Origin of the sequence: Marinobacter sp. CP1, assembly GCF_001266795.1 — a bacterium.
GTDB classification, from domain to species: Bacteria; Pseudomonadota; Gammaproteobacteria; order Pseudomonadales; family Oleiphilaceae; genus Marinobacter; species Marinobacter flavimaris.
Map to the genome: position 1 here is coordinate 2,419,683 of NZ_CP011929.1, position 16,012 is coordinate 2,435,694.

Sequence of the window (16,012 nt, forward strand, 5' to 3'; positions counted from 1 at the left end):
GTTTACCTCTCTCTTTATTATTCTCGTTTTTTCGGAAAGCTGAATCTCTCAAGGGCCTTTCGCAACCTCGATCAACTCAAATCCCCGTTAAAAGCGAGCCGATTCGAAATACTTACGTGTGTGTTCGGTATCACGTAAACCGCGGCTTTTCGGCGCGTCTTGTCTGACGACCTCCGCTGCGGCGTTCGGTGCAACCGTCATTGCCACCGCAGCCGGTGCTGCAGCAGCGGCCATTTGCAGGAAACGGCGACGGCTGTTTTCACGCTTCGGGTTGTCCATTGGACACCTCCCCCTGGGTTTATGGGACCTTGAGATCCCGGTTACTGAATTGCAAAGGCGTCGGCTTCTACCGCCATGAAGGCTCGACCGAGCGAACCCACTGGTGCGTAAAAAATGGCGCTTTGCGCTTCTTCCAAGTCGGTAAAAAACAAGGCTGCCCACTTTGCCAGGTGGGCATCAAAAAATGCTTTTTGCGACGGCAGTCCGCTGTCGCATGGAAATTCCCCGGTGATGATGCCCGCCATGATTTCGCAGAGGGTGCCGATGTGATCTTCCGGCTCCTTTACGTCGCTGCGGGATTTGATACCGCGGGTCATGAGATCCGTACGCAGCTCCGCCAGGGGCTTCTCATTCAGGAAGCCAGTGAGGTAGTAGCTGGCATAGGGGAGCAGTTCTCCGCGACCGAGTCCGACAAACAGATTGTTGAACTCTCTCTCGGCGTCATATGGGTTGGTGCGTTCGGCGAGGGCTGCCAAGTTTTTGCAGGCCGAACCGAGGGGCGTCTCGTCGCCTTGTAATGAAGCCAGCCCCTTCAGCAATTCACTGGAGGGCGGGTCTACAAGCAGGACGCCAAGCAGCTGATAGATCTGGGCCCTGGCACGATCTTCTTCAGAGATCGAACGCGGGCACTGGATTTCCGCAGTGTTACTCAATTCCTGTTCCTTCTAATTATTATGTGCGGCCTGTCACGCTATTCTAGTACACAATCCAGAATATTGGCCTGACCGACCTTTAATTTGCTAATAGCTGAAACGTATTCTGCTAATAGTCAAAACGCATACGAGGACGGAATCGTGGTTCCGGCTCCTCTTCCGAGTAGGTCGCCTCTTCTTGGGCAAGCTGCTGCTCGGGAAGTTCCGTCGGCGTTGCCATATCTTCCAGTTCGGGACTGTCCTCAGAATCCGGTTCCTCGGCGGTTGTGGAATCAGGCTCTGCCAACGATGAGACTGCCTGCTTTTCCGACTGATCGTCCACGACGTCCGCGGCTTTTTTGGCTTTGTCGACGAGCCCCTCTCCAACCTTGTATAAAGTTTTCGCCGTCTGTCCGGCCGTCGAGGCCAGTGTGTAGTCCTCATCGTAATCATTGAGGCCGTCCAGAACGGCCAGTACCGGGTTGGATTTCCAGAGTCCCCTCAGGGCCTTGCGGCGGAGGAACTCCGGAATTTCCTTGCGCATGAAACCGGTGATGTCCGTACCCAGTTCAATGTTTTCCGGGTCAGGCAGGCCATACTTCTCTAGCAGCTCGTGTTCCGGCAATGCTTCATTGATTGCCAGTTCCTGCTCCTCCGGGGCTGGCTCAGTCTCGATAACCGGAGGAGGGGATGGTTCCGGGCGCTTGGCGGCTTCGGCCTTCTTGCGAGCCCAACGCTGGAGTCTTGATTCGGCCATTACTGAATTCTCGGCTTTTTGATGTTCGCAGGGGCACGGTAAACGTCGCTTTCCTGGCGAATGCGCGGGTCGCCCTTGGCGTCCTCAACGCCATCCACGCGGACTTCGTCGCGACGACGTTTTTTGAACGGCTCCTCGATATAGTGCATATCGATAAACTCTTTTATCCAGGCTGCAAGGGATTCAGGAATAGGAACCGCCTCGACAATGCTTTCGCCACTGTCGAGGGCATCCAGAGCCTCATGGGCGCTGGCTGTGACGGTGCTGACAACCCACCCGGACGGCGACTGGCTCGTTACATCTTTGTCCAGGATGATCCAGACCGAAGGGGCAGCCATGTTCAGGGAGACCAGATAGCCTTCAACATCGGCCCGGAACAGCTCCATCGTAGCCGTGCCCGCGTGGTAATCGACCACGTCGCCCTCGCGAACCATTTCTTTCCAGAACGCCTCAGGCGCCCCCGGTATGACGGCAACAGGCTTCCAGATAACCTTTGCCCAACGAGTGACCCCCGGAGACCGGCGAACGACGGCGCCGACCTTCAATTCGCGTTGCCATTGATCTGTACGACTACTCATGGTGCTTCTCATTTTTTGTAATAGCGTAAAAATAGCAGGGCACAAACGATTATCCAATTGTCCAAAAGATAATGCCTGTGGCATGCTCGAAAAGCGATACGGAAACGTACACGTATAAAAACAACGAAAGAGTCAAACTCCTGATGACGGCATCCAAGACCCTATTACTATGTAGCTGCGACAAATCACAGACCTTCGATTCAGAGGCCCTGCGCAAAGCCGCGGCCGCGGATCAGGTCATCGCAGTGGATCAACTGTGCGGCAACGAAATGAGTATTGCCGCCGAGCACCTGGGCGCCAGCAGTGACGTGCTTATTGCCTGTGGCCAGCAGGCGGCTTTTTTCGAGCGCCTTGCGGAGGACGTTTACGCCGAGACCCAGCACTCAGCGCCGCTCCAATCCATTGATATCCGGGATCGCGCCGGCTGGAGTGCCCCCGACGCGAAGCCCGAACGGTTGCACGCCAAGCAGGCCGCCCTGGTTGCCGCTGCCCAGCTGCCGGCACCAATGGCGCCGGCAAAAACCATCCAGTCCAGCGGCGTGTGCTGCATTGTGGGTCCCACCGAACAGGCCATAAGGATGGCCGGACTGGTGCAGGACGAACTGGGCGTGACCTGCATTGTTAATGATGCCGGCCCGATCCAGCTGCCATCTGCTGCCTACGACGTGGCCAAAGGGCAGTTGACGGGCGCCTACGGCGCACTGGGCAATTTCAAGCTGGAATTTGCGCACCTGCAACCCCTGCATCCGGCCGGTCGCGGTGAGCTGGATTATGAGGCAGCCAAGCCCACCGCCCGCAGCGAATGCGACGTGTTCATCGATCTGCGTGGCGGTGCCCCGGCATTTCCCAGCCACGAGAAGCGCAACGGTTACTTCTGGGCCGACCCGAAGAAGACCGGCGAGCTGGAGCGCATTGCCCTGACGGCCAGGGAAATGGTGGGTGAGTTCGAAAAAACCGTGTACTTCAGGCTCGAAGAGTCGCTCTGCGCGCACTCCCGGGCCAACAAGCCCGGTTGTACCCGTTGCCTGGATGTATGCCCGACGGAAGCCATTTTCTCCTTTGGCGACCATATTCAGATCGATTCGGACATTTGCGCCGGCTGTGGCTCCTGCGCCGCCGTTTGTCCCACCTCTGCGGTGACCATGAATGAGACGCCATTCGAGGCGATCACCAAGGCTGTTGAAGTGATGGCCAAGGTCTATCGCGAGCATACTCACGAATCGCCACGCCTGGTGTTCCATACCCTGGAGGCTGGCACAGAGGCCATTGCCAACCTGGCCCGCTACGATAATGGCCTCGCGGATGATCTGATCCCGATGGGGCTCGAGCATGTCGACCGGATTGGGCACGCTGAAATCATGGCGGCGTTCGGCGCCGGCTACGCCGAGGTTCTGATCCTTGCGGACAATGAGCTGGATCGCCGGGCGGTGACTGCGGAAGTGGAACTGGCCCAGGCCATGCTCAAAGGCACCCACAACTCGCCGAGCCGGGTGCGGGTCATTTCCGCCATCGAACTCTGCGATGCGGGTGACAATGCCGGGCGAGTGAGCGATCCGGTTCTGCTGGTTGGCGGTCGCCGGGATATCACACGGGTGACAGTGGCTGCGATGTCGGACAAGATCGAAGAGCCGATTCCGCTCCCTGTAGGCGCGCCATACGGTGCGATCGAAATTGATTCCGATAAATGCACGCTCTGCCTTGCCTGTGTATCACTCTGCCCGACGGGCGCCCTTGGTGACCACCCGGATCGCCCCGAGGTCCAGTTCACGGAAAACGCCTGTGTCCAGTGTGGTATCTGCGAGAGTACCTGCCCTGAGACCGCCATCACCCTGAAGCCCCAGCTGGATGTGTCCAAGGCGGCGCTGAGTGCCCGGGCATTGCACGGTGAGGAGCCATTCGAATGCATCAAGTGCGGAACCCCGTTCGGCGTTGCCAGCACCATTAACCGGATCGTCGAGAAACTGGAAAACCAGCACTGGATGTACAAGAACTCTGATAACGTGCAGCTGATCAAGATGTGCGACGACTGTCGGGTCAAATCCCAGTTCCATGGTGACAACGCACCCATGGCGGCCGGTGAACGCCCCAGGGTCCGCACCAGTGATGATTATCTGGACAGCTAAAAACAACAGGACACATCATGGTTGAGTACACCGAAGTAGGAAAAAAACCGAACCTGATCGGAACCGACGCTCCCCAGCCTCAGGACAAAAACCCCAGGGGCGTTGATCGGATCATCGCCATCGCCTCGGGCAAGGGTGGCGTTGGCAAATCCACCGTGTCGTCCAACCTGGCGGTTGCCCTGGCCTCGAAAGGTCTCAAGGTCGGCCTGCTGGACGCCGACGTCTACGGCCCGAGCCAGCCCCGCATGCTGGGGGTTTCCGGTCGGCCGTCCAGCCCGGATGGAAGCACCATCCTGCCGCTGAGAAACCACGGCGTAACGCTGATGTCCCTGGGCCTGATGGCCCCGGAAGACGAAGCCATCGTCTGGCGCGGGCCGATGCTGATGGGCGCCTTGCAACAGATGATGAACCAGGTGGAATGGGGACGGCTGGATGTGCTGCTGGTGGATCTGCCGCCGGGCACGGGCGATGTCCAGATGACCCTGAGCCAGAAGTTCTTTGTTGCAGGAGCGGTTATCGTCTCGACGCCCCAGGACATCGCCCTGATGGATGCCCGCAAGGGTATTGATATGTTCAAGCGGATGGATGTGCCGCTGTTCGGGTTGATTGAAAACATGGCCTCGTTTATCTGCGATGGCTGCGGCAAAGAGCACCATCCGTTCGGACACGGTGGCGCGCGGGCGGAAGCCGAGAAACTCGGTTCGCCGTTCCTGGGAGAGATTCCGCTGGATCTCGATATCCGGGTGGGATCGGATGGCGGAGTGCCGATTGTGGTATCCAAGCCGGATAGTCCCCAGGCGCAAGCGTTCCAGCGCATCGCCGATGAAATTGTTGCCTCTGACGTCTACGCCCGGGCCATCCAATGATCGATACACCCCAGTTCCCACCGTTACTGACCGGGGAGGTGGTACCCAGGCACACCGACCCTTTTGACAAGGCCGTGAGCCGGGCCATTGCGGGCGTTGACTCCGGCACGGTGTTCTACTCCGAGCAAGGCGACAGCCTGCGTGCGGCCCTGGTGCTGGCGCCGGAAACACCCCTGGAAGAGGCCATTCAGGCGGTCTATGTCGCCCAGATAGGTCTGGCCGAGAGTCTGGGTGCTCTGGCCCCGCCCGAAGTCCCCGTACACTTTGTATGGCCCGACCGCATCAAGGTCAACGGAGCTGTCTGCGGAAGCGTCCGGTTTGCTGCGGACGTGTCTGATCCGAAAGCGCATCCTAACTGGTTGGTCATTGGCGTTGAGGTGCCCTTTATCCCGATGACCGACGAGCCGGGAGAAAATCCGAACGAAACCTGTCTGTACGAAGAAGGCTGCGTTGAAATCACGCCCATGGCCCTGTTGGAAAGCTGGTCCAAACACACGCTGTTGTGGCTGACCTACTTTATGGACAGTGGCTTCGAGCGGGTGCACAACGAATGGCGGCCCCGCTGTGACACGTTGGGCAAGACAATCGAACGGCCCCGGCCCGGACTTTTTGTTGGCCTGGATGAGAAAGGCCGGATGCTGTTGCGTCAGGATGTGATGACCGAGACATTGAGCTTGATTGAATTCGCGGAGCACGTATGAAGCTGGCCCGAACCCTGCAATTGGATATATCGGACGAGAACGTATTTGAAAAGCCTGCGCCCAGCGGCGAATGGGCGATCTCCGGTGGCTTCGAGTTTTCCAACTGGACCGAAGCAGACCTGAAAGGGAAAGCCCGCCAGGCGTTCACTAATGGCTGGTACAGCATTGAGTCTGGCGGCCGCGCCAGTTTCGTGGGTGTATGCAATATCACCGAGCCGGAACTGGAGCAGGTGCGACGAACCCTCGCCCAGACATTTGTTGACCATTATGGCGCGCCGAGTATTGATGCTGCCTATCCGGTGGCCTGTGCAGAAATCGATCAGATGCGCAACATGTGTGAAGACTTCGAGGACAACACCTTGCTGATGGTCAGCCGCACGCTGACCGAGCTGGGTGTCGAGGAAACCTACCGTTCCCGGGGGCCGCAGGATGCTTCACTGGAGGCCTTTGCGGTGCACGGCAGCGTTGACTGATTACAGCCCGAAGCTGCCGTAGGGAATAAACCGCACGGGGGTGCCCGGCTCTATCTGCTGGGCGCTTTCATCCAGTTCCACCAGTCCGTCGGACCAGGCCAGGCCGGTCACCCGGCCGGAGCCTTCCGAACCGAACACCTCAACCTGCCCATCCCGAACCCGTGCCCGCAGCATCTCGCTGCGCCCGGGTTTTTTGTTCTTGGAAAAATTGGCCGGCATCACATAGGCCTGTGGCTCAAACCATTCCGCGCCTGCCAACAACGCCATGGCCGGAGCACCAAACCGCAGGGCACAGACCCAGGCGGCCACCGGATTACCCGGCAGCCCAACGACCGGCGTGCCCTGGAACATGGCGAGCGCCAGAGGCCGGCCGGGTTTGATGGCGATGCGCCAGTTGCTGATGTCGCCATGGGCTTTCAGTGTTTTTGACACGTGGTCTTCGTCGCCGGCAGACACGCCACCGCTGGTCAGGATCAGGTCGCAGTGTTCCGCGCCGCGCTCAAGCGCTGCTTTCACCTCTTCGGCCCGGTCCAGCGCATGGCCTAGATCCACGAGCTCGTAGCCCAGTTGCGAAACCAGGGCGCTGAGCATAGGGCGGTTGGCGTCGTAAATCTGCCAGTCGGTAACAGTTGCCCCGACCGGTTTCACTTCATCACCAGTGGACAGCACACCAACTCGCAGTCGTTGATAGATGTCGACGGATTCCACGCCCACGCTGGCTAGTACCGAAATCTGGGTCGGGCTCAGGCGGGTTCCGGTTGTGAGGATCTTGTCCTTTGCCTTTATGTCTTCTCCGGCTTTGCGGGCATTGGCGCCTGCTTTTAGCGTGCCGTTCAGGTGCAGATGGCCATCCGCGACATCGCAGTCTTCTTCCAGAACCACGGTATCTGTGCCGGCTGGAATGACCGCTCCGGTCAGAATCCGGATTGCGTGGCCTTCGGGCACCTGGCCTGTGTATGGCTCACCGGCGGCACTGCGACCTTCGACCAGGGGTAGGGTGCAGGGCACGTCCGTCACCGGTCCGGCCAGGGCATAGCCGTCGACGGCGGAATTGTTGCTTGGGGGATGAGCCCGGGGCGCATGGACATCGTTTGCCAGGATGCGGCCGTTTACCTGGGAGAGGGGAACGGCGCGCTCAATCTCCACCACAGGATGTAACCGTGAACGCAAACGCTCAAGGGCCTCTTCAACCGGGGTCCAGTTGACGCCGGGGGGTAGGGCAAAGCAGTCGTTGCGAAGCGGTTTCATGGATCTTCGGCTCCTGGTTGGGCTGTTCAGGCTGGCTGACGGTTGAGAATAAAATCAGCGATGGCGGGGATATCGTTGATGTCGAACACGGGTCCCGAGAACTCGGCAGCGTAGTCCGACGCCACGGCAACAATGCTCGGATCCTCGGTGAACAGCGGTGACCGCGAACCCTCCCGCCGGTGCACCTCGATCTTGGCGTGGGAGTGGGTCTTGAAACCCTCCACCACCACCCAGTCGCAGGGGCCCAGCCGGGACAGTAATTCGTCCAGCGTTGGCTCTGTTGCCCCCCGGAGTTCGTGCATGATCGCGAAGCGCTGACCACCGGCCAGTATGACCTCACGGGCACCGGCGTCCCGGTGCTTGTAGCTGTCTGTTCCGGGCTGATCCACATCCACCATGTGGTGGGCATGCTTGATCGAATTCACCGTTAACCCCCGACTGGACAGCTCACGAATCAGGGCCGAGGCCAGGGTGGTCTTTCCGGAGTTTTTCCAACCTACAATGCCGATGACGTTCACTTCAGGTTCTGCTCCGCCCAGGCCAGATCTTCCGGCGTATTGATGTTGAAAAAGTCGCCCTCGTTGAACACCACCAGGGTTTCGCCCTGGGCCTGAGTCCACTGGCGGATCTTGCGAACCCCATCGTTCAGGGCCGCCCGAAGGTTGTGGCGCAAGGATACCTGCCAGCGACCAAAGGTTGGCTGTGGCAGTCGGCCCCGCTCGGCGTCCGGCGTGGCTGCCAGTACCACCGGGGTATCATATCCGGCCAGTCTTTCGGCCAGGTCCCGGGGAAAGGAGGGCGTGTCCGCGGCAACGCTGATCAGCCAGTCATGGCCCTGCTCGGCCGCCCAGTCCATGCCGGCCAGTACACCGGCCAGCGGGCCGGGAAAGCCCTCGATGGAGTCTGCGACCACTGGCAAACCCAGATCGTCAAACCGATGTATATCGCCGTTGGCATTCAGTACCACCGCGTCAACCTGCGGCGTGATTCGCTCAATAACCCGCTGGATCAATGACTGGTCGCCAAGCATAAGCCGGCCTTTGTCGCCGCCGCCCATCCGGTTTGCCTGGCCGCCGGCCAGGATGACTGCGCAATCGGTCACGCCGTGCCTCCGTCAATCATGCCGAGCCCCTTTTCGACGCAGCTTTTTGTCTTCATCGGGAACCTGCGAGAGGTCCTGATCGAACACCAGGCGGTGTTGGCCGCTCAGGCAGGTGAATTTCTTGCCTCGCATCCGCCCGATCAGGGTCAGCCCGACTTGCCGGGCAATATCGACGCCCCAGGCGGTGAAGCCGGAGCGGCTGATAAGAGTGGGAATGCCCATGAGCGATGTCTTGATCACCATTTCCGAGGTGAGTCGCCCGGTGGTGTACAGCACTTTATCGGCCGCAGAAATATTGTTCAGGTGCATCCAGCCAGCAATCTTGTCCACGGCATTGTGGCGCCCGACATCCTCCATATAGGCCAGGATTTTCTGGCCCTGGCAAAGCGCGGTGCCGTGGATGGCGCCGGTCTCCATGTACAGGCTGGGTGTGTGGTTGATCTGGTAGGAAAGGTCGTAAAAGGTGCTGGTGTGTACCGGGGTGTCTGGCAAAGATAGCCCTTTCAGTCCGGCCATCATGTCGCCAAAGACCGTGCCCACCGCGCATCCGGAGGTACGGGTTTTCTTTTCCAGCTTGTCCTCGACATCAGTAACGCTGGAGGTTCGAACCACGGCAACCTCGAGTTCTTCATCAAAATCGATCCCGGTGACCTCATCGGTCTCTTTCAGCATGCCCTGGTTGAGCAGGAAGCCGAGGGCCAGGTACTCGGGGTGATCGCCAATGGTCATCGCCGTGACGATCTCCTGGCTGTTCAGATAGATGGTCAGTGGGCGCTCTTCGATCACGCTGATCGATTTGGCCTCGCCGTTTTCGTCAACACCTTCTACCGGCCGGGAAAGCCGGGGATCCGTGGGATCGGGAAGTATGGGATCAATCGTCATTTTTGTTATAGCCGTTTCATGAATGCCGCAGAATGGAAGTTGTACGGAGATTGGCAGAGATTAGCTTATTTGGCATTCGGGAAAAACAGCTGCTTTCAGCCAATAAAAAGCCCCGGCCATGCCGGGGCTTTTGCTTTGGGTAAAACCGGGTCAGGCCAGGGGCCTTAGAACTTTGCCCGATTTGTCCTACTGGGCGTTCGGGAAGAACAGTTGCTGCCCGTCTACTTTGAAGTCGGCAATTGCCTTCTGTCCGTCGTCGGACAGCAGCCAGTTATGCCATTTTGCGGCCATCTCATGCTTGAGGTGCGGGTGCTTCTCTTCAGAAAGCAGCAGGCTGCCGTACTGGTTGAACAGCACTTTGTCACCTTCGAAGAGCAGCTTCAGGTTCTGGCGGTTTTCAAACGCGACCCAGGTTGCGCGGTCTGACATCACATAGGCATCCATGGCGGCGGCAGTGTTCAGGGTCGGGCCCATGCCGCTGCCCAGTTCGCGATACCAGCTGCCGCCCGGTTCAACACCGGCACTTTCCCACAGGCGAAGTTCTGCACGGTTGGTGCCACTGTCGTCACCACGAGAGGCAAACGGTGCCTCTGTTTCGGCAATGGCAGACAGCGCTTCAGCGGCGGTTTTCGCTTCGCTGATGTTGGCCGGATCATCGGCAGGGCCAATTAATACAAAGTCGTTGTACATCACGTCGGCCCGCTCTGTGGCGTAGCCGTTCTCCACAAAACGTTTCTCGCCGGCGGTGTCGTGTACCAGAAGGCTGTCGGCATCACCACGGCGGGCGATTTCGAAGGCCTGGCCGGTACCAACGGCGACAACGCGCACTTCGATGCCAGTGGTGTCCTCGAACTTTGGCAGTATCGAATCAAACAGGCCCGAGTTCTCGGTTGAGGTTGTCGAGGCCAGCGTTATGTAATCTTCGGCATGGGCGCTGAAGGCCAGGCCCACGGTAGTGACGGCTGCAAGAACCAGGTTAAGTGTCTTTTTCATCTTGTTATCTCCTTTTGGTATTCATTCATCAAGAAATCGGTAGTCCGATGCGGTTTCTTATTGGTGGATCAGGCTACGAGCTCGCCGTTGAGGTAGGCTTGTGCGTGGCGCGAGACAGGGGCTCGGAAAAAGATATCTGCGGATGTGTGCTCCTGTACTTTGCCTTCAGAAAGGAACAGGACGTCGCCGGCCAGTCGACGTGCCTGGTGGAGATCGTGCGTGGTCATTACAACGCGGGTACCCTGCTTGTGAAATTCCTGCACGGCGGCTTCCACGGCCTTGATCGCAGCCGGATCCAGTGCGGAGGTGGGTTCATCCAGAAACAGCACTGCCGGTGAAAGCGACCAGGCTCGTGCCAGTGCCAGTCGTTGTTTTTCACCACCGGACAGCACCCGGGCGGGCGTGTCGGCGCAGGAGGACAGACCGAACCGCGCCAGGGCTTCGAGTGCCAGTTCTGTTCGCAGCCTGCGTGGCACGTTGTTGACTGCCAGTGCGTGCCTGAGGTTGGCCAGCGCCGAACGGCGCAAAAGGATCGGCGTCTGGAAAACCATGGCCTGGCGGGGCGCGCTGGCGCCTGACCAGCTCACGGCGCCCTCCGTCGGTGTGAGCAGTCCGTGCGCCAGTCGCAGCATGAGGCTCTTGCCGGCGCCATTGGGGCCCATTACCAGCGTGGGGCCGGGGCCATCGAGCGTGAACGAGCAGGGACCAAAGAGCCGGTGCCCGAAAGGGTTGAACTCAACGTTTTCAAAACGCAGCGAAGGGGGTGCGCTGAGCTCGATCGAATTGTTGAGAGGCACGTTCAACGAAGTCATCCCATGCGCCTTTTTGCCATTTCACTCAGAATGTAGGCCGTTGCGTTGATGGCCATAACCAGGGTCAGGAGCACGATGCCCAGACCCAACGCCAGGGGCAGGGCGCCCTTGCTTGTTTCCAGCACGATGGCTGTGGTCATGACCCGCGTTACACCATCAATGTTGCCGCCAACCATCATCACGGCGCCTACTTCGGCGCTGGCCCGCCCGAACCCTGCGAGCAGAACGGTCAGCAGGGCGAAGCGGGCATCCCACAGCAGGGTGGGCATCATGCGCGCCCTGGACATGCCCAGAGAGACAAACTGTTCCCGGTATTCACCAAGCAACTCCTCCACTTTTTGCCGGGAAAGCGCAGCGAGAATGGGCAATACCAGAATCACCTGCGCAATCACCATGGCGCCGGGCGTGAACAGAAGCCCCAGCTCCCCGAGAGGCCCGGCCCGCGACAGCAGCAGGTAAACGCCAAGCCCGGCCACAACCGGAGGTAATCCCATGAGCGCGTTCAACGCCACAATTACCCCGCCGCGCCCGGGGAACTGCCATAACGCGACTGCCGCACCGAGCGGAAAACCCAGCGTTGCCGCTATCAGGACTGCCAGAAGCGAAACCTGCAGCGAAAGCACCACGATCTGGTACAGCGAGGCGTCGAGATTCACCAGTAGCGACAGCGCTACGTAAAACGCATTATCTTCCACAGCAGCGTCTCCTTATTGTTGAGTATCGTGGCGTTTTTAACTACGCTTTGCACAGCCTGCTGAAAAATATGCAGCCAAAAACAGTCTGGTGCTTTTGCCCGATCCGCCGGAGAAACCGATGTCCCTTCCCGCCTATCTCACTACGGCCGAGGCCGCCGAGTATCTGCGCCTGAAAGAACGCAAGGTCTACGATCTGGTCAGCCAGGGTGTCATTCCCTGTGTGCGAATTACCGGAAAGCTATTGTTCCCACGCCAGCGTATTGATTTGTGGCTGATGAACCACCTGGAAGGGGACGACGCGATCAGTGCGCCAACCCCGCCGGTGCTGGTGGGCAGTCAGGACCCGCTGCTCGAATGGGCGGTAAAGGAGAGCAACGCAGAGCTGGCCATGTTGTGCCAGGGAAGCGGTGATGGGGTGCAGCGACTGGTCGATGGTCGGGCCATGCTCGCGGGTATGCATATCTGGCACGCCGAGAGCGAGCGTTATAACGATCCGGCAACCCTGGGTTTGACCGGGATGCGAGACCTGGTGCTGATTCGTTGGGCCAAGCGACAGCAGGGCCTGCTCCTGGCGCCGGGCAATCCCCACAAACTGACACAACTGGAGGATATCGCGCGGCCCGGTCTTCGCCTGGCCCATCGACAGCCGAATGCCGGTGTCAGTCATCTGTTGCAGAGCCTGCTTGCCCGCCATCGTATCGAGGGCAGTCAGCTGACCTGGGCCGAGCATCCTTCACTCAGCGAGGATGATCTGGCCCTGGCCATTCGCCAGGGGGAGGCGGACGTGGGCATAGGTATAGAAGCGGCGGCAAGGCGCCAGGGCCTGGCGTTTATCCCGCTGCAGCAGGAGCATTTTGACTTGGCCATGCGCCGGCGTCATTACTTCGAACCCGCCATGCAGCGATTGCTGGCTTTTGCCCGCAGTGAACGATTTGTTCAGCGAGCGGAGGCATTGGGTGGTTATAATATCAGTGAGCTTGGAAACGTTGTGTACAACGCCTGAGCAAAAATAATAAACAGGCAGATCAAGCAGGGGCCTGCATGGGGTCAATCGGAAACAGAACGGTCAAAGAGTTCAGCGGCGCTTTGGGTGACATTGGTACCCTGCTGCCACTGAGCCTCGGCGCCATTGGCGTAGCCGGGCTGGCGCCGGTACCGGTTCTGCTGGGCTTTGCTCTCTTCTATATCGCCACCGGGCTGTATTATCGACTGCCGGTGCCCGTGCAACCCATGAAAGCGGTGGCCGCGCTTCTTCTTACCACCCAGGTCAGCGCCCAAAGCCTCGTTGCCAGTGGTGTTCTGATCGGTGCTATTCTTCTGATTCTCGGTTCAACCGGGTGGATCAACCGGGCTGCGCGCCTGGTACCGGGGTCGGTGTTGAGCGGCCTGCAGTTGGGGCTGGGGTTGTTGTTGGCCAGCATGAGCCTGGAACTGATGACTACCTCTTTGCCGTTGGGGCTCCTGGTCCTTGGGTTGCTGGCCGTCACCCTGAAACTTTTCCCCAGTTGGCCTGCGGCACTGCTTGGTCTTGCCGTTGCGATGGTTCTCGGGGCGCTGCTGGGCTCCCCCGGGCTACCGCTACCGGCCGATCCGGCGATTTTCTCGATGCCGGAGCTGCCCTCAATGGATGACTGGCAGCAGGGATTTTCCATCCTGGTGCTGCCACAACTGGCGCTGACCATCACCAACGCGATCGTTCTGACGGCCCTGGTGGTCGGGGATTATTTCGGCGACCAGTCCCGGGTCTCGCCTGCGCGTCTTTCCGTTACAACCGGCCTGGCCAACCTGTGCCTGGTTCCGTTCGGTGCCTTGCCCATGTGTCATGGCGCTGGGGGTGTTGCGGCACACTATCGCTTCGGTGCCCGCACGGGCGTTGCGCCCGTCCTGCTGGGCGTGGGGTTGCTTCTGGTGGCAATCGTACCCGGCGGGCTGTCGTTTATCGCGGCTGTACCCGCGGCCGGTCTCGGCGCCCTGCTCATGGTCGCAGCTGTCGAGCTTGGCCTCACCAGGCGTCTCTGGACCGCGAAACCATCCTGCTGGCCGGTGATCGGAATCACCGCACTGATTACCTTCTGGGCTGACCCGTTTTTCGGATTCCTGGCCGGGGTGGCGGCGGAGACGTTCCGGACTGCCTGGTTGCGGGGACGTTTCAACGGTGTGCATCAGGACTGAGAGAGTTGCCTCAGTCTTCCAATACCCCCCGAATGCCAACGTTTTTATCCTGCGGATCAAACAAAGCGCCCGGATTCAGGATGCCCTGAGGATCCAGGAAGTGCTTGCCCGCCGCCAGGGTCTGACGAAACAGCGGTGATGTCTGCTGCTCATAGCCAAAGCGATGATCCCGGCCAACGGCGTGGTGATGTGTGACGGTAGCGCCTTGCTCGGCCAGCACTTCCATGGAGATGCGCTTGAGCTGTTTCCACTTTTCCAAGGCCTTGCCCAGATCGCCGGTAGTGTCGCCCACGCAATAAAACGTGAAATAGGGCGCAGGCCCGTCCGGGTAAACATGGGTAAAGCGGCAGGAGAATGAAAATGGTCGTTGCGTGATCTCGCGAAGCGCGGACTCCATGGTTGATCTTACTGCCTTGTAAAGGCTCGGGAACCTGTCCCAGGTGATCGCGGTTTCGAAGGTGTCGGCAATCATGCCCATGGCGGTTAATCGATTGCGCCAGTAGGGCATTCGGATAAAGGCATTTCTCCAGGACTCGGCTTCGCTGGACCCTTTTTCTGCATGATCCGGGTTATAGCTAATGCCATCTTTTTGCAGAACACCGCCATGTTCTTCGGCAATGGCGACGGCCCGCTCGATTTTCTGGTCTTGCGGATGATCTGCGGATTCGAAACCAAGAACCAGAATGGCGCAGGGTTTGTCAGCGATCCGGTTGATCACCACTTCGGCCTCATCCAGTAGACGGCAATTCGACGGGAATAAACCCGATTGCGCGATCTGTCTGACAGCATCGACACCGTTCATGAAGCGATCAAAGCGGACGGACGCCGTGGCCCGCCACTTTGGTCGATGCTGTAATCGCATGGTGGCTTTGGTAATGATCCCCAGCGTACCTTCTGAGCCACAGATCATGCGGTCTGCCGAAGGGCCCGCGCCTGAGCCGGGCAGAGCGCGGGTCTCGATGATGCCTTTTGGCGTGACCAGCCGGGTTGCTTCCACCATGTCTTCGATGTGCGTGTATACGGTCGCAAAATGGCCGCCAGCGCGGGTTGCCAGCATGCCGCCCAGACTCACGAACGGAAAGCTCTGTGGGTAATGGCGCAGTGTCAAACCATGTTGCTTCAGTTGCCGCTCGAGATCCGGGCCTTTGATTCCTGCCTGGATCCGGGCGCGACGACTGATAGGATCAATCTCCAGAATCTGGTTCAGGTTTTCCATATCGACACTGATCGTCGCCTGGTAGGTGTCGCCAACATCGGGCTCAACGCCGCCGCAGACACTGGTGCCGCCACCGAACGGGATCAGTGCAATATTGTCTTCGGCCGCATAGCGAAACAGTTGCTGGATATCGTCTTCCGTCTTGGGAAAGGCGACGGCATCGGGCGGGTTGGGCACTTTTCGCATCAGCATCCTGGCCATGTCGGCGTAGGACTTCCCGTAGCTGTGCACCAGGCGGTCGTAGTTCGTAGTGGAAATGATGTCTGAGAGATGCTCGGGAACAGAAAGCAACCGGGATGCTGGGAGGTCAAAGTCTTCAACCTTTGGTGGCTCAATCTCCACCAGGCCTTCCGGCACCAACATTTTCGTAACGGTCTCGATCATGGCGTGTTCTTCGGGATGCAGATCCTCATCCGCATAGCCCCAACCCCAGAATCGCAGGGGTTTGCGCAGAGATTTGGTGCCGGACTCAGACATCGGATT

At 59.2% G+C, this 16,012-nt stretch carries 18 protein-coding genes; 6 read left to right on the top strand and 12 right to left on the bottom strand.

Features of this window, described 5'->3' with window-relative positions; translation table 11 throughout:
• Positions 1 to 87: 87 nt before the first annotated feature.
• The 4 genes from ACP86_RS11165 to ACP86_RS11180 form a co-directional block, all read right to left on the bottom strand.
• On the bottom strand, positions 88 to 279 hold the full coding sequence (locus tag ACP86_RS11165; protein WP_008177284.1) for a twin-arginine translocation signal domain-containing protein: 192 nt from the start codon (positions 277 to 279) through the stop codon (positions 88 to 90).
• A 41-nt stretch (positions 280 to 320) separates the two neighbouring features.
• A complete protein-coding gene (locus ACP86_RS11170; protein ID WP_008177286.1) occupies positions 321 to 932 on the bottom strand; it encodes a molecular chaperone in 612 nt (203 codons plus the stop codon).
• Positions 933 to 1,041: 109 nt separating this feature from the next.
• Positions 1,042 to 1,668, bottom strand: a complete 627-nt coding sequence (locus ACP86_RS11175) for a DUF3306 domain-containing protein (RefSeq protein ID WP_053113867.1) — start codon at positions 1,666 to 1,668, stop codon at positions 1,042 to 1,044.
• Complete coding sequence (locus ACP86_RS11180) at positions 1,668 to 2,246, bottom strand: DUF3305 domain-containing protein (protein ID WP_053113869.1); 579 nt, start codon at positions 2,244 to 2,246, stop codon at positions 1,668 to 1,670. Before ACP86_RS11180 ends, ACP86_RS11175 begins: the two co-directional genes overlap by 1 nt.
• A gap of 143 nt (positions 2,247 to 2,389) precedes the next feature.
• On the opposite strand from ACP86_RS11180, the gene ACP86_RS11185 reads away from it, so the two are divergent.
• The 4 genes from ACP86_RS11185 to ACP86_RS11200 are packed head-to-tail and all read left to right on the top strand — an operon-like array spanning position 2,390 to position 6,409.
• A complete protein-coding gene (locus ACP86_RS11185; RefSeq protein ID WP_053113870.1) occupies positions 2,390 to 4,369 on the top strand; it encodes a 4Fe-4S binding protein in 1,980 nt (659 codons plus the stop codon).
• Between the two features lie 17 nt (positions 4,370 to 4,386).
• Positions 4,387 to 5,235, top strand: a complete 849-nt coding sequence (locus tag ACP86_RS11190) for an Mrp/NBP35 family ATP-binding protein (protein WP_075267633.1) — start codon at positions 4,387 to 4,389, stop codon at positions 5,233 to 5,235.
• Positions 5,232 to 5,936 carry a biotin/lipoate--protein ligase family protein gene (locus ACP86_RS11195; protein WP_008177292.1) on the top strand — a complete coding sequence of 235 codons (705 nt, stop codon included), beginning with the start codon at positions 5,232 to 5,234 and terminating at the stop codon, positions 5,934 to 5,936. Before ACP86_RS11190 ends, ACP86_RS11195 begins: the two co-directional genes overlap by 4 nt.
• Positions 5,933 to 6,409, top strand: coding sequence for a DUF6505 family protein (locus ACP86_RS11200; protein ID WP_008177294.1), 477 nt, complete (start codon positions 5,933 to 5,935; stop codon positions 6,407 to 6,409). The genes ACP86_RS11195 and ACP86_RS11200 overlap by 4 nt, the downstream gene beginning before the upstream one ends.
• On the opposite strand, the gene glp is transcribed toward ACP86_RS11200, so the two are convergent.
• The 7 genes from glp to ACP86_RS11235 all read right to left on the bottom strand — a co-directional run bounded on the left by glp (position 6,410) and on the right by ACP86_RS11235 (position 12,141).
• A complete protein-coding gene (glp, locus tag ACP86_RS11205) occupies positions 6,410 to 7,657 on the bottom strand; it encodes a gephyrin-like molybdotransferase Glp (RefSeq protein WP_053113871.1) in 1,248 nt (415 codons plus the stop codon).
• A 26-nt stretch (positions 7,658 to 7,683) separates the two neighbouring features.
• Positions 7,684 to 8,175 carry a molybdopterin-guanine dinucleotide biosynthesis protein B gene (gene mobB, locus ACP86_RS11210; RefSeq protein WP_053113873.1) on the bottom strand — a complete coding sequence of 164 codons (492 nt, stop codon included), beginning with the start codon at positions 8,173 to 8,175 and terminating at the stop codon, positions 7,684 to 7,686.
• Positions 8,172 to 8,759 (bottom strand): molybdenum cofactor guanylyltransferase MobA, encoded by a 588-nt coding sequence (gene mobA, locus ACP86_RS11215; protein ID WP_053113874.1) that lies wholly within the window; start codon positions 8,757 to 8,759, stop codon positions 8,172 to 8,174. The genes mobB and mobA overlap by 4 nt, the downstream gene beginning before the upstream one ends.
• Positions 8,760 to 8,771: 12 nt before the next feature.
• A complete protein-coding gene (gene fdhD / locus ACP86_RS11220; protein WP_053113876.1) occupies positions 8,772 to 9,641 on the bottom strand; it encodes a formate dehydrogenase accessory sulfurtransferase FdhD in 870 nt (289 codons plus the stop codon).
• A gap of 186 nt (positions 9,642 to 9,827) precedes the next feature.
• Positions 9,828 to 10,634, bottom strand: a complete 807-nt coding sequence (locus ACP86_RS11225; RefSeq protein ID WP_053113878.1) for a substrate-binding domain-containing protein — start codon at positions 10,632 to 10,634, stop codon at positions 9,828 to 9,830.
• Positions 10,635 to 10,702: 68 nt separating this feature from the next.
• On the bottom strand, positions 10,703 to 11,446 hold the full coding sequence (locus ACP86_RS11230; protein ID WP_053113880.1) for an ATP-binding cassette domain-containing protein: 744 nt from the start codon (positions 11,444 to 11,446) through the stop codon (positions 10,703 to 10,705).
• A complete protein-coding gene (locus ACP86_RS11235) occupies positions 11,443 to 12,141 on the bottom strand; it encodes an ABC transporter permease (RefSeq protein WP_053113881.1) in 699 nt (232 codons plus the stop codon). The genes ACP86_RS11230 and ACP86_RS11235 overlap by 4 nt, the downstream gene beginning before the upstream one ends.
• Positions 12,142 to 12,259: 118 nt before the next feature.
• Here ACP86_RS11235 and ACP86_RS11240 point away from each other — a divergent pair, with 118 nt between their 5' ends.
• Positions 12,260 to 13,144: a helix-turn-helix transcriptional regulator gene (locus tag ACP86_RS11240; protein ID WP_053113883.1), complete on the top strand. Its 885-nt coding sequence runs from the start codon at positions 12,260 to 12,262 to the stop codon at positions 13,142 to 13,144.
• 38 nt (positions 13,145 to 13,182) lie between these two features.
• Positions 13,183 to 14,313, top strand: coding sequence for a putative sulfate/molybdate transporter (locus ACP86_RS11245; RefSeq protein WP_053113885.1), 1,131 nt, complete (start codon positions 13,183 to 13,185; stop codon positions 14,311 to 14,313).
• Between the two features lie 10 nt (positions 14,314 to 14,323).
• Here the strand turns inward: ACP86_RS11245 and ACP86_RS11250 are convergent, their stop codons facing one another.
• Complete coding sequence (locus tag ACP86_RS11250) at positions 14,324 to 16,006, bottom strand: FAD-binding oxidoreductase (protein ID WP_227507696.1); 1,683 nt, start codon at positions 16,004 to 16,006, stop codon at positions 14,324 to 14,326.
• Between the last annotated feature and the right edge of the window lie 6 nt (positions 16,007 to 16,012).

Excerpts from the sequence above, each read along its gene's own strand:
- ACP86_RS11190 (WP_075267633.1), top strand. The coding sequence starts at position 4,387 with ATGGTTGAGTACACCGAAGTAGGAAAAAAACCGAACCTGATCGGAACC.
- ACP86_RS11225 (WP_053113878.1), bottom strand. The coding sequence starts at position 10,634 with ATGAAAAAGACACTTAACCTGGTTCTTGCAGCCGTCACTACCGTGGGC.
- fdhD (WP_053113876.1), bottom strand. The coding sequence starts at position 9,641 with ATGACGATTGATCCCATACTTCCCGATCCCACGGATCCCCGGCTTTCC.
- ACP86_RS11240 (WP_053113883.1), top strand. The coding sequence starts at position 12,260 with ATGTCCCTTCCCGCCTATCTCACTACGGCCGAGGCCGCCGAGTATCTG.
- ACP86_RS11195 (WP_008177292.1), top strand. The coding sequence starts at position 5,232 with ATGATCGATACACCCCAGTTCCCACCGTTACTGACCGGGGAGGTGGTA.
- ACP86_RS11185 (WP_053113870.1), top strand. The coding sequence starts at position 2,390 with ATGACGGCATCCAAGACCCTATTACTATGTAGCTGCGACAAATCACAG.
- ACP86_RS11200 (WP_008177294.1), top strand. The coding sequence starts at position 5,933 with ATGAAGCTGGCCCGAACCCTGCAATTGGATATATCGGACGAGAACGTA.
- ACP86_RS11230 (WP_053113880.1), bottom strand. The coding sequence starts at position 11,446 with ATGACTTCGTTGAACGTGCCTCTCAACAATTCGATCGAGCTCAGCGCA.
- ACP86_RS11245 (WP_053113885.1), top strand. The coding sequence starts at position 13,183 with ATGGGGTCAATCGGAAACAGAACGGTCAAAGAGTTCAGCGGCGCTTTG.
- ACP86_RS11165 (WP_008177284.1), bottom strand. The coding sequence starts at position 279 with ATGGACAACCCGAAGCGTGAAAACAGCCGTCGCCGTTTCCTGCAAATG.
- ACP86_RS11250 (WP_227507696.1), bottom strand. The coding sequence starts at position 16,006 with ATGTCTGAGTCCGGCACCAAATCTCTGCGCAAACCCCTGCGATTCTGG.
- glp (WP_053113871.1), bottom strand. The coding sequence starts at position 7,657 with ATGAAACCGCTTCGCAACGACTGCTTTGCCCTACCCCCCGGCGTCAAC.
- ACP86_RS11180 (WP_053113869.1), bottom strand. The coding sequence starts at position 2,246 with ATGAGTAGTCGTACAGATCAATGGCAACGCGAATTGAAGGTCGGCGCC.
- ACP86_RS11175 (WP_053113867.1), bottom strand. The coding sequence starts at position 1,668 with ATGGCCGAATCAAGACTCCAGCGTTGGGCTCGCAAGAAGGCCGAAGCC.